This window comes from Amorphoplanes friuliensis DSM 7358 (assembly GCF_000494755.1).
GTDB lineage: Bacteria > Actinomycetota > Actinomycetes > Mycobacteriales > Micromonosporaceae > Actinoplanes > Actinoplanes friuliensis.
Genome location: NC_022657.1, coordinates 3,321,987 through 3,342,411 on the forward strand (window position 1 = coordinate 3,321,987; position 20,425 = coordinate 3,342,411).

Here is a 20,425-nt window from a genome sequence, read left to right on the forward strand (position 1 = left end):
CGCCCGCTGAACGGTGCGCGGTCTAGGGTGGGCGGATGTTCGCGTTAGTGGTGCGGTTCGACTGCCGGGACGAGGCCGCCGCGGTGCGGTTCGACGAGCTCACGGCGGTGGCCGTCCGTGAGATCACCGAGCTGGAGCCGGGCACCCTTGTCTATGCGACCTCGGTCGTGGACGGCGAGCCGCTCGCCCGGGTCTTCTACGAGGTATACCGGGACCGGGACGCCTTCCGGGCGCACGAGGAGGCCGACCATGTGCGGCGCTTCCACGCGCTCAAGGATCCGCTGCTGACGGGCACCCGGGTCGAGTTCCTGACGCCGGGTGCCGCCAAGGGTCTGCCCTGATCAACGCCGTTGACGGGCCATCCACTGCCAGACGCTGGTGCCGTTGATCTTCGGGTCGTTGCGGGCGAGGTAGATCCAGGACCAGTGGCCGGGGAACTGGTAGCCGTTCCAGACGACGTGGTCGTAGAGCGACATCAGCGAGCCGGGAATCAGGTCGTGCGCGTGGATCGTGTTGGGCTCCGGCGGCACCGTCGTGTCGTCGCGTGAGGTGACCAGCCAGGTGGGTGTGCGGATCTGCGTCAGCTCGGCGTCGGTGATCAGCCTGCCGCCGCCGGGCTGGAGGGAAGCGACCACCCCGCAGACGGGTACGGACGCGGCGAAGAGGTCCGGGTAGAGGTTGGTCATCTCCAGGCTCATGTAGCCGCCGTTGCTGCACCCGGCGACGTAGATCCGGTCCTGGTCGACGTGGTGCCGCCGCGCGACGTCGCGGACGATCTCGCGGATCAGCGGGGCGAAGCGGGGACCGTCCTCCATCCAGTACGAGGTGCTCTGCGGGGCCACGACGAGGGCGCCCGCGAAGATCCGCTGGGCCTCCGGGGTGGCGAAGCCGAGCGCACCGCGGTTGGCTCGCAGCGTGGTCTCGTTGTCGTAGTAGTTGTCGGGCAGCGAGGCGCCCTCACCACCACCGTGCAGCCACACGATCAGGGGCCGCTTGTGGCTGCGCCCGGGGGAGTAGAGCCGGTATTTCATGCCCGACCCCGAGACGTGGTAGCTGAACGCGTCCACCTCGGGGTTGGACAGCCGGCCCTGCACAAAATTCCTGATCGTGACCGGGCGGCCGTGCCGCAGGACGATCGGGGCGTTCTGCGTGACGGTGTAGACGAGGTTGAGCTGGACGTTGCGGCCCCGGCTGGCGATGTAGCCGAGCGTGCCCCCGCCGGTCTGGCCCTCGCCGTGGCTGAGCTCGAGCACGATGTTGCCGCGCCGGTCGAGCCGGGCGGCGGTCACCACGCGGTCGAGGTCGTACTCGCTGTAGATGGCGTCACCGGGCGCGATCGGGATCGGGCTCGTGGCCTTGGCGTGCACGGTGAAGGTGCCGGTGGTCAGGCTCGCCGGGTCGATCCGGCCGAGCCGGGACGTGTCGAGGGTGATCGAGGTGACCTGCTCACCGCCGTCGAGCACCTCGGCGTCGAGGGTGAAACCCACGCGGGTGGCCGAATGACCACCGGCCTGAGCGGCGACGCCCGGGAGGGTCAGCCCGGCGGCGGCACCCGCGCCGACGGCCAGAACGGTGCGACGGCTGAGGGTCGAGGCCATACGGGACTCCTCTGTTTCGGCTCCGTTTCCAAGTTCTTACAACGATGTCGGTCTATCACAGATGCATCATCCAGCGGAAGGCCGCACCGCCCGGGCCCGGCCGTCGGCTCGACGGAAAGCGCTGGTCAGGGAAGGAATGTGACCTCCGGGAAGGCCGGGCTCGGGCCGTCGAGGAGGTGGCCGCGGCGGTGGCGGAGGTGGAGGTCGAAGAAGGCGAGCGGGTACGCCTGCTGGATGCGGACCGCGCGGACCGGGTCGAGGGTGCCGATCCAGCTGCGGAGCTCTTCGTCGGTGAGGTTCGCGGCCTCCGCGAGCTGGGGGATCAGCACCTGGTAGTCCATGTACGAGGAGTGGATCGCGCCGTCGGCCTGGATGTTTCGGCGCCAGCCGCGCAGGTGGGACCAGAACTCGGCGACGGCGGGTTCCGCGGCGCGGGTGTTCTCCGCCGTGATCAGCAGGAACGGCCGATCGAGGTCGGCGGGGAGCGGCGGCAGCATCGGGGCGTCGAGGCTCAGGCCGGCTCTGATGCGGCGGTCCTGGACCATCAGGCGCGCGGTTGCCGTGCCGCCCTTGGACCAGCCGAACATGCCGATGCGGTGCAGGTCGAGCGCGCGGCCCAGGCCGGCCGGAAGGGTCAGGTGCCCGAGCTGGTCGAGGACCGAGCGGACGTCGTCGGCGAAGTCCTGCGGCCCCATCGGGCGGTCCTCGCTCGGGACGATGACCTGTCCGTCGCTCAACTGGCTGTAGGCGTCGTCCGTGTGATCCACCGTGACCACGGCGTACCCGTGGCTGGCCAGCTCTTGCACGATGACGGTGGTGTCGGCGCGGTGGTCGTGGGCGCCGTGCGAGTAGAGGACGACGGGGAAGCGTCCCGGCGCCGCGGGGGCGCCCAGGTGGCCGGCCGTCAGAGGTGACACGGCCACGTCGGCCGCGAACCCGGCCGACTCGAGCAGGGCCGGCAGGACCGCGGCGGACAGCCAGCGGGCCCGCGGGAAGCCGGCGACGTGCCGGGCCGGGTACCAGACGCTGACCATCAGTGGGCGCTGTTCCGGACCGGGCAGCTGCATCTGCACGGTGCCCAAGGGGTGCGGGCCGGTGGGCCGCGGTAGCCGGAGCCGCGCGGTGGCCGGTGCGGCCGATGCCGGACTGCTCGGCAGGGTCGCCGCAACGGCCAGTGCGGCCAGAGCCAGTTCGCGACGGGTCAGGGAAACCATGGCGCCTCCTCGGTGGTGTGCGCCGAGCGTATACGCTGAGCGTATACCGGGCAAGAAGCGGTGAAGAGCCCGAGCTCTCCACCGCGGTGCCTAGATCGACAGCAGCGACTCGTACCCGACGGCGCGGTAGAAGTCGCGGCGGATGCGGTCGCCGATGCGGAACACTTCCTCGGCGCCGTCCTGGGCCGGGTCGATGAAGACCCGGAACGGCCGCTCGCCGCGGGGCAGGCCCACGATCCGCGTGATCTCCCGGGCGACCTCGGCCGGGTCGGCGTCCGGCGGGGTCAGCGCGGCCTGCTTGCCCAGCAGGTCGTCCATCACCCCGGGATAGACCTCCTCGTACGCGTCGCGGGTCGCGGTGTCCTCGGGGTGACCGGCGTGGGCGTAGTGGTTGGTGCCGGTGGTGAACGAGCCCGGCACGACGATCGACGTCTCGATGCCGAAGCGCGACACCTCGGCGGCGTAGCTGACGGCGAGCGCGTCCTCGGCGGCCTTCGCGGCGAAGTACGGGCCCAGGTACGGCGGGGTGCCACCGCGGGCACTGCTGGAGCCGACCCAGATCAGCAGGCCTGCCCGCTGACGGCGCAGGTGGGGCAGCGCCGCACGGTTGACCCGCTGGGTGCTCAGCACGTTGGTGTCGTAGACCGAGGCCAGCTGCTCCACGGTGAACGCCTCGACCGGGCCGAGGGTCATGTGACCGGCGTTGTGGATCACCACGTCGAGGCGGCCGGACTCGTCGACGATGCGGGCGATCCCGGCGTCGACCGACGCCTGGTCGGACACGTCCAGCTCGACGCTGTGCGCGGTCCCGGCGTACGCGTCGAACTCCTTGGCGGCGGTGGCGTTGCGGCCGGCGATGTCGCGCATGCCGGCGTAGACGGTGTGACCGGCGTCGGCGAGCGCGCGGGCGGACATCGCGCCGAAGCCGCTCGACGCACCGGTGATCACGATCGTGCTGCCCATCAGATGATCCCTCCGTTGGTGTAGATGATCTGCCCGTTGACCCACCGGGCCGGACCGGCGAGGAACGCCACGGTCTCGGCGATGTCCTCCGGGCGGCCGAGGCGTTCCAGCGGTGACATGGCGGTCAGGTGGTCGACGACGGCCTGCGGTTTGCCGTCGAGGAAGAGCGGGGTGGCGGTCGGGCCGGGAGCGACGGCGTTGACGGTGACGTCGCGCCCGCGCAGCTCCTTGGCGAGGATCAGCGTCATCGCGTCGACGGCGCCCTTGGTCGCGGCGTACGCGGTGTAGTTCTCCAGCGCGAGCTTCACGACGGTCGACGAGAAGTTGATCAGTGCGCCACCGCGCCGCAGCCGCTGGGCCGCCTGCTGGCTGACCACGAACGTCCCGCGGACGTTCGTGCGGTGCATGGTGTCGAAGTCGTCGAGGCTCAGCTCGGTCAGCGGGGAGAGCAGCATGATCCCGGCGGTGTTGACCACGACGTCGACACCGCCGAACTGCTGCTCGGTCTCGGTGAACAACTGCTCGACCTGGGCCGGGTCGGCGATGTCGGCCCGGGCCGCGGCGGCCGAACCACCGGCGGAGGTGATCGCCTTGACCACCTCGTCGGCGCGGGCCGCGTTCCCGGCGTAGTGGACCATCACGCTCATGCCGTCACCGGCGAGCCGTTCGGCGACGGCACGTCCGATGCCGCCGCTCCCGCCGAGGACAACGGCAACTCTTGTCTCGATCATGCTTGCGACGATGCCCGCGTTCCCGGCGGCCGGGACTCCCGTCATTGCTCCGGGATCACTGCGAATTGCGGAACCCGGCCGGACTCACCCCGTACGCGCTGCGGAAGGCGGCACCGAACTGACCTGCACTCCGATATCCGCAGGCCGCCGCGACACGGGCGACGCTCAGGGTCGTCGTCCGCAGCAGGTGCGCGGCCGTCTCCAGCCGCAGCGCCCGCAGGTGGCGGAACGGCGTCACCCCGGTCGTCAGGGCGAACGTACGGATGAAGTGGAACTTGCTGACGTTGACCACCGCGGCGAGGTCCTCGACCGAGATGTCGTCGGCGAGCCGGGCCCGCATGTAATCAGTGACCCGGCGGACCTCGGTGTCGCTCAGGGCAGGAACGGGCCGGCGGGGCGCGGGCTGGGCCGTCCGGTGGGCGAGATGGGCGACCAGCGCCTGCGCGAGCGAATCCGCGTAGAGCGCCGGCGCACCGGCCTCCAGGGCCCGCGCCACAGCACCGGCCGCCGCGCTCACGAACTGGTCCCGCACCGTCAGCGCGTCCGGGAAGGCGGACTTCCCGGCCACCGCCGGATCAAGATGCAGGTGCAGGGACCGCATCGGTGAGGGACCGGTGCTGCGCCAGCGCAACTCACTCTGATTGCCCGGGGCACTGATCCCGACAGACCCCGGCCGGTACGCGGCAGCACGCCACGACCGGCCGTGCCTGCTCTCGATGCGGTACCGCCCACTGGTCACCAGCACCAGCAGCAGCCGCGGATAGCTGGACGAGAACGCCTCCGCGCTCGGCGGATCGGCGTACGTGCGGGCCTCGATCGACCGCCACCCGAGCCCTTCGCTCGAGGTCAGCAGCCGTGACGGCAGTGTCTGCTCGAGCTTCGGCACAGGTGGAAGCGTACAAGCCCTCAGGGTGTGCGATCCGCTGCCGATGCTCCGCGGCGACACGACCGGACCATGAGATGCGAGGATCCATGACCACCAGCGCTCCCTCCGCCGCAGTGCCGGGCCGCCGCGGTTTCCGTGACCTCGGCACCGGGGTGAAGATCTTCACCGCCGTTGCGGTGGCGGCGCTGGTCGCCCTGACCGTCGGTGTGGTGGGGCTGCTCTCGCTGAGCCGGGCGAGCACGGCCGCGGACCAGATCTACACCCGCAACGTCTCCGGCGTGAGCGCGATCAGCCGGGTACGCGCGGAGGTCCTCAAGGCCCGTCTCGACGTGTCGAACCAGGCGCTGGCGCTGGACACCGCGACCACGCAGAAGTACGAGACGGCGTTCGCCACGGCGGTCGGCGACTTCGAGAAGGCGTTGAAGGACTACGAGCAGACCTCGGACACGGAGAACCCGGCGGCGGTCGCGGACCTGCAGAAGCAGTGGCAGGCGTACTCGTCGATCGTCAAGACCGAGCTGCTGCCCGCCGGCGCCACCCACGACATCGCGACGTGGGAGAAGATCCGCGACGCCCGTGTCCTGCCGATCATGGACAGGATCAACACCACGGTCGACGACATGGCCGCAGCCGAGACGGCGGAGGCCGCGGCGGCCGCCGAGTCCGCCCGGCAGGCGTACCGGTCGAGCGTGACGATGTCGGTCTCCGTGCTGGTGGCCGGTCTGCTGGCCGCCATCCTGATCGCTGTCCTGGTCACGCGCGGCATCGTGCGGTCGCTGGCCCGGATCGAGCAGGTGTCCGAGGCCCTCGCCGAGGGTGACCTCACGCGGACCAGCGGGCTGACGTCCCGGGACGAGACCGGCCGTGTCGGCCAGGCCCTCGACGCCGCGGTCGCCCGGCTCCGCGAGACGGTGGCGACCATCAACGGTTCCGCGTCGTCGCTGGCCGGGGCGTCCGAGGAGATGTCCGGCACCGCCCGCAAGATCGCCGCCTCGGCGGAGGAGACGTCGGCGCAGGCCCGGGCCGTGTCCACGGCCGCCGAGGAGGTGTCGGCGAGCGTCGGCACCGTCTCCGCCGGTGGCGAGGAGATGGCCGCGTCGATCCACGAGATCTCCCTCAACGCCTCCGAGGCGGCCCGGGTCGCCGCCGACGCCGTGGCGGCCGCCGCGGTCACCTCGGCGACGATGAACCAGCTCGGCGAGTCCTCGACGGAGATCGGCAACGTGGTCAAGGTGATCACCTCGATCGCCGCGCAGACCAACCTGCTCGCCCTCAACGCGACCATCGAGGCCGCCCGGGCCGGTGAGGCCGGCAAGGGCTTCGCCGTGGTCGCCGCCGAGGTCAAGGATCTGGCCCAGGAGACCGCCCGCGCCACCGAGGAGATCTCCCGCCGCGTCGCCACCATTCAGCACGACGCGGCCGGCGCCGTCACCGCCATCGAGGGCATCAGCGAGGTCATCGGGCGCATCAGCGACTTCCAGACCACCATCGCCTCGGCCGTCGAGGAGCAGACCGCGACGACCTCGGAAATGAACCGCAGCGTCGCCGAGGCGGCCTCCGGCAGCGGCGAGATCTCCAACACCATCAGCGGCGTCGCCGAGGCAGCCCGTCTGACCAGCGAAGGTGTCGCCGAGACCCGCCACGCCACCGCCGAACTGGCCCGCATGTCGACCGAACTCACCACGCTGGTGTCCACCTTCCGCTACTGATCGCGAGCGCTCGAATCCCCTCTTATCTGGCTGTGGTAAATTTTATCCAGCCAGATAAGAGGTGACGGAATGGCGCACTCGATCACCACCGCGGCGCGGCGGGCGCAGATCGTGGAGGCGGCGATCGACACGATCGTCGAGCTCGGCTATGACAAGGCTTCCTATGCGCGGATCACCGAGCGGGCCGGGCTGAGCAGCCCGCGGCTGATCTCGTACCACTTCGCCAACAAGGACGATCTGATCCGGCAGATCCTGGTGGACGTCTACACCACTGCGGCCCGCTTGCTGGGGGAGCGGATCGCGCGGGAGGGCACTGCCGGTGAACGGCTCACCGCGTACCTGGAAGGCAATGTGGATTTCCTACGGGAGCATCCGCGGGAGGTGGCTGCTCTCACCGCGATCGGCCCGCATCTGCGGGACGACGAGGGGAAGCCGTACACGTCGGCGAGCGCTCAGGAGCCCGACGTGCAGGCCTTGGCCGGGCTGCTGAGCGAGGGGCAGCGCAGCGGGGAGTTCCGCGACTTCGACACGAGGTCGATGGCAGTCCTGATCCGTGGCGCGATCACGGCAGCGGTGCAACGGCTGCACGACGGCCTGGACTTCGACGCGTACCGGCGGGAGCTCGTCACCACGTTCCGGCTCGCGACCCGGCGGGACGCCGATGCCACCGGATGACGGACGGCGACGGCAGCTGATGGTGGCGCTGCTGAGTGGCTTCGTGCTGCCCGTGGGGCTCTACTACCTGCTTCGTACGCTCGGGGTCGGCCCTCTGCTCGCCCTGCTGGCCGGCGGTGTCCCGACCCTCGTGCGGATCGTCCTCACCGGTGTCCGGGAGCGGGCGATCGACAGGATCTCGGTCTTCACCCTGAGCCTGCTCGTTGCCGGAGCGCTCGCCTCGCTCCTCACCGGCAGTCCCCGGTGGCTGCTGGCGAAGGGCGGTGTCTTCACCGGCATCATCGGCGTCTGGCTGCTGTGGTCGTTGCGGGGGCGCACGATCGCCTTCGAGGGCATTCTCGGCTTCCAGCGCACCGCCGCGGCGGTCGAGGCGTGGGAGGCCAACTGGCGGGACTCGCCGGAGTTCCGCCACGTGATGCGGGCCGTCACCGTCATCTGGGGTGCCGGGTTCCTGGTCGAGGCGGTCGTCCGGATCGTGCTGGCGTACACCCTGCCGGTCGATGTCGTGCCGGTGGTGACCTCCGTTCAGTTCCTCGTGCTCATCGTCCTGATGCTGTGGATCGGACCGCGGTACGGGCGCGGGTACATGAGCCGCCGGGGCCTGACGACAGGTCCCGACGGCATCCGTACCGTCTCGTCGTAGCGTCAGCGCACGGTCCAGCGCTGCGCACCGGTGCCGTTGCATTCGTACAGCTGGACCAGCGTGCCGTTCGCGGTGCCGTTGCCGCTCACGTCGATGCACTTGAGTGAGTTGGTGTTGACCAGTGAGCCGTCCGGGTTGGCGGTGAAGCGCTGCGCGCCCGTGCCGTTGCACGTCCACAGCTGGACCTTCGTGCCGTTGGCGGTGCCGCTGCCGTTGACGTCGAGGCACCGGTCGAGGACCTTCAGTTCACCTGCCGCCGTACGCGTGAAGCGCTGGTTGGCGCCGCCGTGGCAGTCCCGGATCAGGGCCTGGGAGCCGTCGGTCGTACCGCCGCTGATGTCCAGGCAGCGGGTCGACGGGCCGTGAGACAGCAGCGCCGGCGAGCCCACCGGCGGCACGGTCACCGCGGTGAGGCTGCCCGGCACGGATTGCAGTGCGGAATACCAGCGTGCCGCCATCTTGTCGTAACCGCCGGCGTTCGGGTGCAGGCCGTCGGCCAGGTCGGCGGTGGTCAGGGCGGCGTGCAGGTCGACCAGGTGGGTCCGGGAGCCCTTCTGCGCCACGATGCCGGGGATCGTCGCGTTGAACGTCCGGGCCCGCTGCTCGGCCGCCGCGTCGCTGATCGGGGTGATCGTGGCGACGAAGAGTTCGACGTTCGGGGCCAGGACCCGGATCTTGTCGATCAGGGCGGAGAGCAGGGCCGGCGCGTTGCCGACGTCGTCGTTGCCGTTGATGTCGTTCGTGCCGATGTGCAGCAGGACCGTGCGGGGTGCGGACCGCTGGAGCCAGCCGGTGATGTTCGCGTCGAGGTCGCGGATCTTCCAGCCGGAGTGACCCTCGTGGTCGTGGTCGCCGAGAGCCGCCGGCCCGTTGAAGCCCGAGCCGACGAAGTCGACGGTGAGCCGGTCCGCGGCCATCCGCTGCCACAGGTTGATGCGATATCCGCCGGGAACGTTGAAGCCGTCGGTGATGGAGTCGCCCAGCGGCATGACGCGGACGCCGCCGTTGGACTCGGCGAGGGCGGCGGTGGGGGAGACGGTGAGCAGGCCGGTGGCCAGGGCCAGCCCGAGAGCGGCAGCCCCGGCCCGGCGCAGAAGACCATGCATCGTCGATCCTTCCGTGAGGACGTGAAGACGTGAGGACGTGGAGGTGTCCCGATCAGCTAGCCGAGCAGCTCCCACTCGGCCAACTGCGTCTCGGCGGCGCCGTGATTGGCGGTCACCTGGAGGCGGTACCGCGGATAGGCCGTGCTGTTCGGAATGACGAAGGCGCGGGTCTGCCGCCGGTCGGCGAAGTCGAGACCCGTCCGGGTGTCCAGCGTCGTCCAGGTCGTGCCGTCCGCGGAGCCCTGCAGTGTCCAGCTGCGCGGGTCACGCCCGGGCACGTCGTCGCCCGAGGTCAGCGTGTACTGCTTCACCACCGCGGCGGTGGGGAGGCGGTACTCCAGGGTGGGGGTGGTCTGGAAGGCCAGCCACTTGGTCATCGACGTGTCGTCGACCAGCTTGCCGGCGTTCTCGTTGGGGGCGTTCTCGGCGGTGGCCGTGATGGTCCCGCCGGTGGCCTTGTCGGCGAGCGGGCGCGGCGCGGCGCTTCCGGTGGTGATCGACGGCGGCATGTCGTTCGCACCGGAGCCCCAGGACGACGGCGCGCTGCCCATGGTGAAGCTCAGCGTGCCACCGGCCAGGAGATCCGCGTGGGTCACATAGTTCTTCGTGTACGCGACGCCGTTCAGCGTCGCGCTCTGGATGTACCGGTTCGTGTCGCTGACCCCGGGCGCCTCGACGGTGAAACTGCGGCCGTTCTCGAGGTTGACGGTGGCCTTGGGGTGCAGCGGAGCGCCGATCGTGTAGTCGGTGCTGCCCATCCGGGCCGGGTAGAAGCCGAGGGCGCTGAAGACGTACCAGGCCGACATCTGCCCGTTGTCCTCGTCGCCGAGGTAGCCACCGCCGTTGCCGGCGCCCGAGCCGTACAGCTTGGTGAGCACGTCGCGGACGCGGTTCTGGGTCTTCGACGGTGTGCCCGCGTAGTTGTACATGTAGAGCATGTGGTGGATCGGCTCGTTCGGGTGGGCGTACTGGCCCATGTTGGTGTCGTAGGCCTCGCGCATCTCGTGGATCACGCCGCCGTAGCTGCCGGGAAGGTAGTCCCGCGATGCCGCGAACACTGAGTCGATCTTGCTGGAGAGCTGGGCCCGGCCGCCGTACAGGTTGGCCATGCCCTGGGGGTCCTGCGGTGCGGGCGTCGCGTAGTGCCAGGGCGCGCCCTCGGTGAACTCGTAACCCCACTCGTTGGGCTTGAACGCCGAGTCGGCCGTGCGCCAGGCGCCGGAGCTCTGCTTGCCGCGGAACATCCCCACCGACGGCGAATGGAGATTGGCGTAATCGAGCGCGCGGTTCTGGAAGTACTCGGCGTCCTCGGTGAATCCGAGCGCCCGCCCGAGCTGCGCGATACCGAAGTTGTTGTTGGCGTCCTCCAGCGTCCAGGAGGCTGCCTCACCGCGCACGTCCGTCGGCACGTACCGCTTGAACGTCGACACCTCGATGCCCTTACGGCCCTTCGAACCGGACCCCGAATAGACGCTGGCGTTCTTCACCATCGAGGCATAGGCGGCGCGGTAGTCGAAGTTGCGGACACCCTTGGCATAGGCGTCCGCGAACGCCAGGTCCTGATTGGTGCCGACCATGATGTCGATGTATCCCGGCCCCGACCAGCGCGGCGTCCAACCCCCGTTCTTGTACGCGTTGACGAACCCGTCCAGCATCTCCCCGGTACGCGTGGGTGTCAGCAGTGAGTACAGCGGCCACACGGCACGGGCGGTGTCCCAGAAGCCGTTGTTCACGTACATCTGACCGTCGTGCACGGCGTTGTCGTACGGGCTGAAGTACTTGCGCACCCCGCCGACCATCTCCGACATGTTGTTCGGGTACATGAAGGCCCGGTACATGTTGGAGTAGAACGTCGTCAGCCGGTCGGTCGAGGCGCCCTCGATGCGTACGCGTCCGAGCGTCGTGTCCCACAGGGCGGCCGACTCCTCGCGTACCGTGTCGAAGCTCTTGGCGCCGACCTCCTGGCTGAGGTTGGCGGTGGCCTGGGCGACGCTGATGTAGGAGGTCGCCATCTTGAGGGTGACCTGCTCGTTGGCCGTGGTGGCGAAGCGGATCCAGCTCGTCGCACCCTGGCCGCTGACGTTCCCGGACGCGGCGATGGCCTTGTCGACGGTGGCGGAGAAATAGATCCGCGGGCCCTTGTGGTCGAGATATCCGGTGATCGTGCGCGCGGCGTTGTTCACCGTGATCGAGCCGGGGACCTTGTCGATGGTGTCGAAGACGATGACCGATTCGGAGGTCGCCGGATATTTGAACCGCATCACCCCGGCGTGATCCGTCGGCGTCATTTCGGCCGTGATCCCGTACGTGTCCAGCTGCGTCTTGTAGTAGTGCGCCTTCGCGACCTCGTTGTTGTGGCTGAAGGTCGATTTCCGCGCGTCCGGCGTCGTCTTGACCGCACCGGTCATGGGCATGACCTGCAGCTGGCCGTAGTCGCCGATCCACGGGCTGGGCTCGTGACTGACGCTGAAGCCCTGCACGGTGGTCGCGTTGTACTGGTAGAGCCAGCCGTCACTGTTGCCGTTGGTGACCGGTGTCCAGAAATTGAAGCCGTTCGGGACGGTGGCGCCCGGGAAGGTGTTGCCGCGCGAGTACCCCGGCTCGGAGTTCGAGCCGCGCCGCGTGTCGACCAGGTCGGAGAGCCGGTCGGCCGGTGCGGCGGCGGAGATGGCGATGTCGTCGAAATATCCGCGGAAGGTGCCGGTGTTGAGCGGCTGGTCGTACCCGATCAGAATGCGGTCGACGGTCTTGCCGGCGACCTTGTCGCCGATGGCCGAGGTGACGTAATTCCAGCGGTCGAATCCGAGGACCGAGCCGTTGCCCTGGAAGGCCGGGTGCACGCGGATGCCGTTCTGGTCGACGGCGCCGGAGTCCCGCAGATAAGTGCCGTCGGTGAAAGCCAGGTCGACCGCGACATCAAGGTGTCCACCGGACTGCGGATAGACCCAATAGGAGAGGCTGCTGGCCGAGCTCACCGGGATGTCCACGTCGAGGACACGATTGTAGGAATACGAAGACGTGGTGCTCTGGTCGTTGCCGGAGAACATCAGTGCCGACGTTCCGGTGTGGGCGGTCTCGGCCCGCGGGGCGCTTTCCATCGCCGTCAGCGCGCAGCAGTAACCGCCGATGCCGGCGCTCGATTCGACGCTGTTCTGCCAGGTGGTCGGGGGGTCGGCGGCTTCGAAGCCGGTGCTGAAGTCGCCGGGCGCGGCCTGGGCGGGGGTGGCCACGGCGGCCCCCAGCCCGACGGTCAGCAGCACAGTGGCGAGCCAGGTGGACGTGGTTCTCATGCCCATGACGGGACCTGCCGTTCGCGGGGGAGTGGGGGCGCGCGACGGAACTTCTGACAACGTTGTCAGATTTCGGGAGCGTAAACAACCCATGGAGACTCGTCAATCAAGTGACCATTGACGGTCTTCATTGGACTGTGACAACGTTGTCAAATCTGCCGCTGTTAGTGGAGGCCTTCGATGGCATCTGCCCGTATTCGACATCACCTGTCCGTGGCCGCTCTTGTTGCCGCGATTCTTCTGGTTCCCGCCACTCCGGCCGCTGCCGCCGACGCGCCGGTCGACCTCGTCCGGCCGTTCGTCGGCACGCAGAACTTCGGCAACACCTTCCCGGGTGCCGCGGCGCCGTTCGGCATGGTCCAGGTCAGCCCCGACACCGGCGGGCAGGGCGGGTACGACTACCTGCAGAACACGATCTACGGCTTCAGCCAGACGCACCTGTCCGGTGTCGGCTGCGGTGTGGCCGGCGAGGTGCCGATCATGCCGACGACCGGTGCGGTGAGCAGCGTGGACCCGACCGTCTACCGCTCGGCCTACTCGCACACCGACGAGCAGGCGACCCCCGGCTACTACCGCGTCGGGCTCTCGAAGTACGGCGTGCGCGCCGAGCTCACCGCGACACCACGCACCGGCTGGCAGCGTTACACGTTCCCGTCGACCAATGCCGCGAACGTCCTGTTCAACACCGGCAAGGCCAACCAGGGTGTCCTCGACTCCGAGATCCACGTCGTCGGTGACCGTACGGTCGAGGGCCGCGTGAAAGCGGGCGGCTTCTGCGCCGGCCGCGACGACCACACGGTCTGGTTCTCGGCGAGCTTCGACCGGCCGTTCGCCTCCTACGGCACCTGGCGCGGCACGACCCGCAGCCCCGGCACCCGCGACGCGTCCGGCACGGGCGGCAACGGCGGCTGGGTCACCTTCGACACCACCGGCGACCGTGACGTGGTGGCCAAGGTGGCGCTGTCGTACACCGGTGCCGACGGCGCCCGGCGCAACCTCACCGCCGAGACCGGCACCTCGTACGACTTCGACGCCACCCGCACCACGCTGCGCACGGCCTGGGCGCAGCAGCTGGACGCGGTCCGCATCACCGGCGGTACGGCCGACCGGCAGAGTGCGTTCTACACCTCGCTCTACCACTCGCTGATGCACCCGAACCTCGCCGGTGACGTCGACGGCAAGTACATGGGCTTCGACGACCGGGTGCACACCGCGGACGGCTACACGCCGTACCAGAACTTCTCTTTGTGGGACACCTACCGGCCGCAGAACCAGCTGCTGGAGATGCTCGTCCCGCAGGTCGCCCGCGATGTCGCGCGATCGGTGGTGGCGGTCGGCCGCGACGGCGGGTGGCTGCCGCGCTGGGCGCTGGCCAACAGCGAGACCAACATCATGACCGGTGACCCGGTGACACCGTTCCTGGTCGAGGCGTTCTCCAAGGGGCTGCTGGCCGGTCTCGAGGAGGAGACGTACACGCTGCTGCGGGCCAACGCGACCAGTCAGCCGCCCGCGGACTCGCAGTACAACGGGCGTACCGGTGTCGGCTACTACGTCGACCGCGGGTACGTGCCGTCCGGGCTGACGGTGGGCACGGACTGCCGGCACAAGGGTGGCGACAACGACTGCGTGCACCCGGCGTCGTCGACCCTCGAGTACGCCGCCGCAGACGCATCCCTCGCGTTGATGGCCGGCGCTTTGGGCAAGACGGCCGACGCCCGGATGTTCACCGCGCGGGGTCAGTCGTACCGGGCGCTGTGGGACCCGTCGATCAAGCACTTCCGGCCGCGGACGACCGCCGGTGCCTTCGTGACGCCGTACGACCCAGTGGAGGCCGGGCACCAGTTCCACGAGGGTGGGGCGTACCAGTACCAGTGGCTCGTGCCGCAGGACCCGGCCGGACTGGTCGGCCTGATGGGCGGGCGGGCCGGTGCCGAGAAGCGGCTGGACGACTTCTTCGCGTACAACCAGTTGCTGACCGATCCGGCCGGCACGGCTCGCAGCGCGTGGATCACGGCACCGTACGACTACTACGGCAAGGCGACGTACAACCCCAACAACGAGCCTGATCTGCTGGCGCCGTACATGTATCACTGGGCCGGCGCCCCGGCGAAGAGCGCAACCGTGGTCCGTGCGGCCATGACGCTCTTCACGACCGGGCCGGACGGCATGACCGGCAACGACGACCTGGGCACCATGAGCGCCTGGTACGTGCTGTCCTCGCTGGGCATCTATCCGACGATGAGCGGCGCCGGCTTCCTGGCGCTGTCCAGCCCGCAGTTCCCGTCGGCCACCGTGCGGATCGGTGCCTACGCCGACCGCCAGGGCGGCACGCTGACCATCACCGCGCCCGACGTGACCGACTCCAACCGCTACGTCCGGCAGGTACGCCTCAACGGTGCCGACCACACCCGCAACTGGCTGGACTGGTCGGCGATCGCCCGCGGCGGAACGCTGGACTTCACCGTCGGCACCACCGTGTCCGCCTGGGGCACGGCCGTCGCGGACCAGCCGCCGTCGGTCAGCGCCGCACCCGTCCTGCCCTGCGCCGCGACCACCGGCGGCCAGTGCGCGGTCGATCTTGCCGCGGTCCGCACCACCGACGGCACCGCCACGACGGCCGCGAACGCCGAGGGCAACTTCGACGGCGCCGGCTGGAGCTACGACGCGGCGCTGCTGCCCGCGGCGGGCACGGTGAGCTGGGGCGGCATCACCTACAGCACACCGGCACCGGGCGGCGCGGCACCGAACTTCGTCCGCGCCCGCGGCCAGGAGATCCGCGTCCCCGCCGGCAACCGCCAGTCCGTGCGGCTCGTCGCAGCGTCCCACCACGGCCCGGTCCCGGGCACGGTCGTCGTCACCTACGCCGACGGCAGCAGCGCCTCGACAGCGCTGACAGTCACCGACTGGTGCGGGTCGGGCCCGGCCGTACTGACCATGCCCAACCGCATCAAGGCAGGTCAGGGCGTCGACGGCCCCGCGGCGAGCCTGTTCGGTCTCACCGTTCCGGCCGACCCCGCCAAGCATATCCGGTCGGTCACCCTCCCCGGTGACCCGCGCATCCTCGTGTACGCGCTGACGCTGCAGTGACACGCCCGGCCGGTGCGGCAACCTGTCCGCTCCCGCACCGGCCCGGGCCTGCACCTGGCGTTCTCAAAACTCGTCTGGAGAAAGCCGGGACCTCCGCGTCCCGTCCCGACCGACGAGACCGAGGAACGCCAGATGACGACGCGACACGGATCCCGCCTGAAACCCCTGGCCGCGGCGGCCGCCGCTGCCGGGGCCCTGATAATCGCCGGCCCCGCGGCTCCGGCCTCGGCCGCAGTCCCGAAGGCCGCCCAGCAGTGGGCGTCCCTGATGCACCGCAGCCTCACCCCGACACCGCAGGTCCTCGCCCTCCGCGAGAAGCTCGCCGGCCAGCGCGCCACCCTCGTGACCCGCTCCGCCGGCGTCACGAAGTCCAAGACCACCCAGACCGGCGCCCAGACCGCCCTCTCCGCGGCCATCACCGCTGACGGCACCGCCCGCACCCGGTACGCCGTAGCCGTCGAAGCCCTCACCACCGCGAAGAACGCGCGAACCGTGGCTCTCCAGCAGCGCCCCCGCAACGCGACCAAGGTGTCCCGCGCCCAGGCCGCCGTGACCGCAGCCGCCAAGACCGTGACAGCGAGCCGGACGGCAGCCGCCGCAGCCGCCAGGACGCTGAAGACCGCGCAGGGCACCGCCCGCACCGCCACCGCCGACCTCGACACCGCGATCGCGTCCTGGCGGGTCATGTCCGAGGCGGTCGCCACCAACCAGGAACGCCTGGCCGGCCTCAACAAAGCCCCGGAGTACGCCACCCAGGCCGCCGCGCTCAGCCGCGACGTCGTCGCGCAGGTCCGCCCGGTCTTCACCACCGCCGACACCACAGCCGTCAACGGCGTGACCGTGCACAAGAGCGTCTCGTTCGCGTTCCGCGAGATGCTCGCCGCCGCCAAGGCCGACGGCGTGGTCCTGTCCGGCGGTGGTTTCCGCACCAAACAACGCCAGATCGAACTCCGGAAGATCAACGGCTGCCCGGACGTCTACACCGCCCCGGCCTCGTCCTGCCGCGTCCCCACCGCAATCCCCGGCAGGTCCCTCCACGAGCTCGGCCTGGCCGTCGACATCACCCAGGGCGGCAGCTCCCTGACCTCGAGCAGCGCCGGCTTCCGCTGGCTCAGCGTCCACGCCGACGAGTACGGCTTCGTGAACCTGCCCTCCGAGCCCTGGCACTGGTCGATCACCGGCGGATGAGCTCACTCAACCGGGATCACTGTCGTAGATGTCGAGAACCAGCGGCAGACCGAGACCGGCGAGGCGTGACAGAAGGGGTGGTTCGAGCTCGACGATGGCGCCCAACGGCGCGGCGGTGACGAAGCAGGACCAGAAGACTTCTGCACCGGCATCCAGGAGTTTCCTCACGCCGGCTGCTTTCGGCTCGATGACGTCGAGCAGACCGTTCAGATGGTCGTCCGGGGAAGCTTCCTCGGCCAACGGACTCGCCAGCTCCCAGATGTGCAGCCTGCTGCCCCGGGCACGCTGGACAGAGGTCGGCTTCAGTCCCAGCCGCACGCTGATCTCGTCCGCGGTCAGCAAATCGCTGCGGACCATGAACGTCAGCCGATTCGGTGAGGCCATCCGCTCATTCTGGCGCGTCGATCACCGGCGCATAATCCCCGGATGGGCCTGCCCTTCCTGCTGCTGTTCCTGTCGTTCCTGACCACCTTCGTCGCCACCCGGATCATCACCCGCATGATCCGGGCCGGCGTCGGCCCGTTCCGCAACAACCTCACCGGCGGCGTCCACATCCACCACGCCGTACCGGGCATCCTCCTGACCCTGACCGGCGCGTACCTCTCCGTCGGCGTCGGCGGCACCCGCCCGTGGTCGGAGATCTCCGGCGTCCTGATCGGCGTCGGCTCCTCCCTGATCCTGGACGAATTCGCCCTGATCCTGCACCTCCAGGACGTCTACTGGTCACCCGAAGGCCAGCTCTCGGTCCAACTCGTGGCCCTCGCCCTGAGCGGCATGGGCCTGGTCCTGCTGGGCCTCAACCCCCTCGCCGACCAATCCTGGCTGGGCGCGGGCCGCGCCGCCGTCATCACCACCGCGGTCGTCCACATCGGAGCGGTTCTGCTCTGCGTCCGCAAGGGCAAGTATTCGACCGCGGTCCTGGGTGTCTTCCTCCCGCCGGTGGCGTGGATCGGAGCTGCCCGCCTGGCCCGCCCGCACTCGGCGTGGGCCCGCAAGCACTACTCACCGTCGAAGGCCGCCCGGGCCGAGAAGCGGGCTGCCGGCTTCGACGCCCGCTTCGGCCACTGGAGCCTGAGCATCGCCGACCTCGTCGCCGGCCGCCCCTCCCTCTCGGACCCGCCGGCTTCCTAGTGGTCAGGATCGGACCGAAGAACGGCGACCGCACTGCCCGAGCGCAGGTGGGCGGATGCGGTTGCTCCCGTGTTGGGTGATCCCGGTTTCCGGGGTGCGGGGCTGCGACGACAGAGCCGAATACCCGTGGGTCGCCGGCGGTGGAGGCCGCCGCGCTGAGCTGTCGAGCGTGACCCGGGCGGCCGGCCGATCGATGCCGGCCGGCCGCGGGGATGACTAAGCGACGAGAGGCTTGAGGGCGGCGCCGACCTGGGCGACCATGCCCGGGCGGTGGCCGTTGCGGATCAGGTTGATGGTGATGCCGTCGATGCCGGCGCCGAGGATGTTTTCGTGGATCTGGTCGGCGACCTGGGCGGGCGTGCCGAGGAAGGCGCGGTTGCGGCGGTCTTCCGGGATGGTCTCGGCGAGTTCCTTGATCTCCTGGTCGTTCTCGCCGACCATGCCCATGACCAGGAAGCTGGTCGCCAGCGTGGCGGGGTCGCGGCCGATCTCCTCGCAGCGTTCGCGGAGGACGCCGACCTTGCGGGCCAGGTCGGCCACGTCGCAGATGATGTTCATGTGGTCGGCGAAGCGGGCCGCCAGGCGGAAGGTCTTCTGCTCGCCGCTGCCGCCCAGCATGATCGGGATGTCGGGGCGGACGCGCGGGTTGTTCATGGCGCCGCGGGCGGTGTACCACTTGCCGTCGAGGGTGCCCGGGTCGCCTTTGAGCATGGGTTCGATGATGGTCAGGGCTTCTTCGAGGCGTTCGAAGCGCTGGCCGAAGGTGCCGAACTCGAAGCCGTAGTCGTGGTGTTCGCGTTCGAACCAGCCGGCGCCGATGCCGAGGATGGCGCGGCCTTTCGAGACCACGTCCAAGGTGGTCACCGTCTTGGCCAGCAGGGCGGGATTCCGGTACGTGTTCCCGGTGACCAGTGCGGACAACTGGACCGTCGACGTGAGGGACGCGAGGGCGCCGAGCGTCGTGTAGGACTCGAGCATGGCGTTCTCCGGCGCGCCGATGCCGGGCAGCTGGTAGAAGTGGTCCATCACCAGCACCGTGTCGAAGCCGGACGCCTCGGCCTCCTGGGCCTGCGCGGCGACCGTGGCGAAGGTGTCCTCGACGGGGATGCCGGGGTAGGTGAAGTTCGGAATCTGGTACCCGAGCCGAATGCTCACAGTGCCTCCGCATGTAAGAGGGCTATCACTTGGTAATGTAAGAGCCCACTCACATGATGGCAAGCGGGGAGGCGGCGTGTCGGCGGACCGCGGTTACCACCACGGCGATCTGCGCGCCGCACTGATCGAGGCCAGCTTCGACCAGCTGGCCGACGGAGGGCTGGGACGCTTCTCGGTCGCCGCCGTCGCGCGCCGGCTCGAGGTCAGTTCAGCCGCCCCGTACCGGCACTTCGCGGACCGGGATCACCTGCTCAGCGCGGTCTCGGGTGCTGCCGCGCGCAACCTGCGGGAGGCCGTGCTCGCCGCGGCCGACGCGGCGGGGAGCGACCCGGCGGGCCGTCTGGCCGCGGCCGCGGGCGCCTACGTCCGGTTCGTGACCCGTACGGGCGCGGGCTTCCACGTCATCTTCGCCGAAGAGCTCTACCAGATCCCCGACGACGCCCGTCGCGAGCAGACCCGTGCGCTCATCTCCACGCTGCTCGACCTGGCAACGGAGGCCGGCGCCGCGTCGCACGACGAGGCGCTGCTGCTCGTCGAGGCGACGGTCGCCGTGGCCCACGGGTACGTGTCGCTGTTCGCGGACGGCTTTTTCGCCCGCAACGGCCGGACGCTCGACAGCATCGCGGCCCGCGCAACCGAAGCCGCGCACGCCCTGGTCCCCACCCGCAGTTAGCGCGTAGGTGCAGGCCTGCGTTCTAGCGCCGGGCGGCGGCGCGCTTGTCGCGGGTGTACTGCTTGCGGGCCTCGAGGTCGCGCTTCCACTGCTCGCGGGCGAAGGCGTCGGCGCCGTGGACCGCGTTGTCGGTCTGGGCGGGTCCGATGAAGGAGCGGAAGAACCAGCTGTCGAACGTGCGGTGGAACCAGCTCACGAACCGGTTCTGATCCTTCGGCATGGCGAGACCTCCGTTGGTGTGCAAATCATTTGTACACCAACTATCGGCAGGCAGGGAGGCCCTGTGAGCCGAATGACAGGGTGTCGGTCACCACGACGGCGAGATATGCCCGGTATCTGCGGTCACAAGGCCGTAACGTAGAGCGCTGTCCAGGAC

Annotated in this window: 18 protein-coding genes; 8 read left to right on the forward strand and 10 right to left on the reverse strand. The window is 69.7% G+C overall.

Annotated elements, in window-relative coordinates:
* Positions 1-35: 35 nt before the first annotated feature.
* Entirely contained in the window at positions 36-341 is a 306-nt protein-coding gene (locus tag AFR_RS15520) for a putative quinol monooxygenase (protein ID WP_041840892.1), read from the forward strand.
* Here the strand turns inward: AFR_RS15520 and AFR_RS15525 are convergent, their stop codons facing one another.
* The 5 genes from AFR_RS15525 to AFR_RS43650 form a co-directional block, all read right to left on the reverse strand.
* Positions 342-1,598 carry a prolyl oligopeptidase family serine peptidase gene (locus AFR_RS15525; protein WP_023361429.1) on the reverse strand — a complete coding sequence of 419 codons (1,257 nt, stop codon included), beginning with the start codon at positions 1,596-1,598 and terminating at the stop codon, positions 342-344. It abuts the gene before it with no gap.
* 125 nt (positions 1,599-1,723) lie between these two features.
* Positions 1,724-2,812, reverse strand: a complete 1,089-nt coding sequence (locus AFR_RS15530; RefSeq protein WP_023361430.1) for an alpha/beta hydrolase family protein — start codon at positions 2,810-2,812, stop codon at positions 1,724-1,726.
* 90 nt (positions 2,813-2,902) lie between these two features.
* Positions 2,903-3,775 carry an SDR family NAD(P)-dependent oxidoreductase gene (locus AFR_RS15535; RefSeq protein WP_023361431.1) on the reverse strand — a complete coding sequence of 291 codons (873 nt, stop codon included), beginning with the start codon at positions 3,773-3,775 and terminating at the stop codon, positions 2,903-2,905.
* Complete coding sequence (locus AFR_RS15540; RefSeq protein WP_438829941.1) at positions 3,775-4,518, reverse strand: SDR family oxidoreductase; 744 nt, start codon at positions 4,516-4,518, stop codon at positions 3,775-3,777. The genes AFR_RS15535 and AFR_RS15540 overlap by 1 nt, the downstream gene beginning before the upstream one ends.
* A gap of 43 nt (positions 4,519-4,561) precedes the next feature.
* Complete coding sequence (locus AFR_RS43650) at positions 4,562-5,392, reverse strand: helix-turn-helix domain-containing protein (RefSeq protein WP_023361433.1); 831 nt, start codon at positions 5,390-5,392, stop codon at positions 4,562-4,564.
* 86 nt (positions 5,393-5,478) lie between these two features.
* On the opposite strand from AFR_RS43650, the gene AFR_RS15550 reads away from it, so the two are divergent.
* From AFR_RS15550 to AFR_RS15560, 3 genes are all read left to right on the forward strand, one after another.
* Positions 5,479-7,101: a methyl-accepting chemotaxis protein gene (locus AFR_RS15550; RefSeq protein ID WP_023361434.1), complete on the forward strand. Its 1,623-nt coding sequence runs from the start codon at positions 5,479-5,481 to the stop codon at positions 7,099-7,101.
* A gap of 69 nt (positions 7,102-7,170) precedes the next feature.
* Complete coding sequence (locus tag AFR_RS15555) at positions 7,171-7,776, forward strand: TetR/AcrR family transcriptional regulator (protein ID WP_023361435.1); 606 nt, start codon at positions 7,171-7,173, stop codon at positions 7,774-7,776.
* Positions 7,777-7,798: 22 nt separating this feature from the next.
* Positions 7,799-8,419, forward strand: a complete 621-nt coding sequence (locus AFR_RS15560) for a VC0807 family protein (RefSeq protein WP_148307971.1) — start codon at positions 7,799-7,801, stop codon at positions 8,417-8,419.
* Positions 8,420-8,421: 2 nt separating this feature from the next.
* On the opposite strand, the gene AFR_RS15565 is transcribed toward AFR_RS15560, so the two are convergent.
* Both AFR_RS15565 and AFR_RS15570 read right to left on the reverse strand, forming a co-directional pair.
* Positions 8,422-9,525 carry a ricin-type beta-trefoil lectin domain protein gene (locus AFR_RS15565; protein ID WP_023361437.1) on the reverse strand — a complete coding sequence of 368 codons (1,104 nt, stop codon included), beginning with the start codon at positions 9,523-9,525 and terminating at the stop codon, positions 8,422-8,424.
* Between the two features lie 56 nt (positions 9,526-9,581).
* Positions 9,582-12,815: a GH92 family glycosyl hydrolase gene (locus tag AFR_RS15570; protein ID WP_052359718.1), complete on the reverse strand. Its 3,234-nt coding sequence runs from the start codon at positions 12,813-12,815 to the stop codon at positions 9,582-9,584.
* Between the two features lie 213 nt (positions 12,816-13,028).
* On the opposite strand from AFR_RS15570, the gene AFR_RS15575 reads away from it, so the two are divergent.
* Both AFR_RS15575 and AFR_RS48395 read left to right on the forward strand, forming a co-directional pair.
* Positions 13,029-15,902 carry a GH92 family glycosyl hydrolase gene (locus AFR_RS15575; RefSeq protein WP_023361439.1) on the forward strand — a complete coding sequence of 958 codons (2,874 nt, stop codon included), beginning with the start codon at positions 13,029-13,031 and terminating at the stop codon, positions 15,900-15,902.
* A gap of 132 nt (positions 15,903-16,034) precedes the next feature.
* The gene (locus AFR_RS48395; protein WP_023361440.1) at positions 16,035-17,090 is read left to right on the forward strand and encodes a M15 family metallopeptidase; all 1,056 of its coding nucleotides are present in this window, start codon (positions 16,035-16,037) and stop codon (positions 17,088-17,090) included.
* Positions 17,091-17,096: 6 nt separating this feature from the next.
* On the opposite strand, the gene AFR_RS15585 is transcribed toward AFR_RS48395, so the two are convergent.
* Complete coding sequence (locus AFR_RS15585; RefSeq protein ID WP_023361441.1) at positions 17,097-17,474, reverse strand: DUF4279 domain-containing protein; 378 nt, start codon at positions 17,472-17,474, stop codon at positions 17,097-17,099.
* A gap of 42 nt (positions 17,475-17,516) precedes the next feature.
* Between AFR_RS15585 and AFR_RS15590 the strand changes: the two genes are divergently transcribed.
* A complete protein-coding gene (locus AFR_RS15590) occupies positions 17,517-18,221 on the forward strand; it encodes a hypothetical protein (RefSeq protein WP_023361442.1) in 705 nt (234 codons plus the stop codon).
* A 216-nt stretch (positions 18,222-18,437) separates the two neighbouring features.
* Here the strand turns inward: AFR_RS15590 and AFR_RS15595 are convergent, their stop codons facing one another.
* The gene (locus tag AFR_RS15595) at positions 18,438-19,376 is read right to left on the reverse strand and encodes an LLM class F420-dependent oxidoreductase (RefSeq protein ID WP_023361443.1); all 939 of its coding nucleotides are present in this window, start codon (positions 19,374-19,376) and stop codon (positions 18,438-18,440) included.
* 76 nt (positions 19,377-19,452) lie between these two features.
* Between AFR_RS15595 and AFR_RS15600 the strand changes: the two genes are divergently transcribed.
* Positions 19,453-20,049, forward strand: coding sequence for a TetR/AcrR family transcriptional regulator (locus tag AFR_RS15600; protein ID WP_023361444.1), 597 nt, complete (start codon positions 19,453-19,455; stop codon positions 20,047-20,049).
* Positions 20,050-20,071: 22 nt separating this feature from the next.
* Here AFR_RS15600 and AFR_RS15605 read toward each other — a convergent pair whose 3' ends face one another.
* Entirely contained in the window at positions 20,072-20,269 is a 198-nt protein-coding gene (locus AFR_RS15605; protein ID WP_023361445.1) for a hypothetical protein, read from the reverse strand.
* Between the last annotated feature and the right edge of the window lie 156 nt (positions 20,270-20,425).

Excerpts from the sequence above, each read along its gene's own strand:
- AFR_RS15520 (WP_041840892.1), top strand. The coding sequence starts at position 36 with ATGTTCGCGTTAGTGGTGCGGTTCGACTGCCGGGACGAGGCCGCCGCG.
- AFR_RS15525 (WP_023361429.1), bottom strand. The coding sequence starts at position 1,598 with ATGGCCTCGACCCTCAGCCGTCGCACCGTTCTGGCCGTCGGCGCGGGT.
- AFR_RS15530 (WP_023361430.1), bottom strand. The coding sequence starts at position 2,812 with ATGGTTTCCCTGACCCGTCGCGAACTGGCTCTGGCCGCACTGGCCGTT.
- AFR_RS15535 (WP_023361431.1), bottom strand. The coding sequence starts at position 3,775 with ATGGGCAGCACGATCGTGATCACCGGTGCGTCGAGCGGCTTCGGCGCG.
- AFR_RS15550 (WP_023361434.1), top strand. The coding sequence starts at position 5,479 with ATGACCACCAGCGCTCCCTCCGCCGCAGTGCCGGGCCGCCGCGGTTTC.
- AFR_RS15555 (WP_023361435.1), top strand. The coding sequence starts at position 7,171 with ATGGCGCACTCGATCACCACCGCGGCGCGGCGGGCGCAGATCGTGGAG.
- AFR_RS15565 (WP_023361437.1), bottom strand. The coding sequence starts at position 9,525 with ATGCATGGTCTTCTGCGCCGGGCCGGGGCTGCCGCTCTCGGGCTGGCC.
- AFR_RS15570 (WP_052359718.1), bottom strand. The coding sequence starts at position 12,815 with ATGAGAACCACGTCCACCTGGCTCGCCACTGTGCTGCTGACCGTCGGG.
- AFR_RS48395 (WP_023361440.1), top strand. The coding sequence starts at position 16,035 with ATGACGACGCGACACGGATCCCGCCTGAAACCCCTGGCCGCGGCGGCC.
- AFR_RS15585 (WP_023361441.1), bottom strand. The coding sequence starts at position 17,474 with ATGGCCTCACCGAATCGGCTGACGTTCATGGTCCGCAGCGATTTGCTG.
- AFR_RS15590 (WP_023361442.1), top strand. The coding sequence starts at position 17,517 with ATGGGCCTGCCCTTCCTGCTGCTGTTCCTGTCGTTCCTGACCACCTTC.
- AFR_RS15605 (WP_023361445.1), bottom strand. The coding sequence starts at position 20,269 with ATGCCGAAGGATCAGAACCGGTTCGTGAGCTGGTTCCACCGCACGTTC.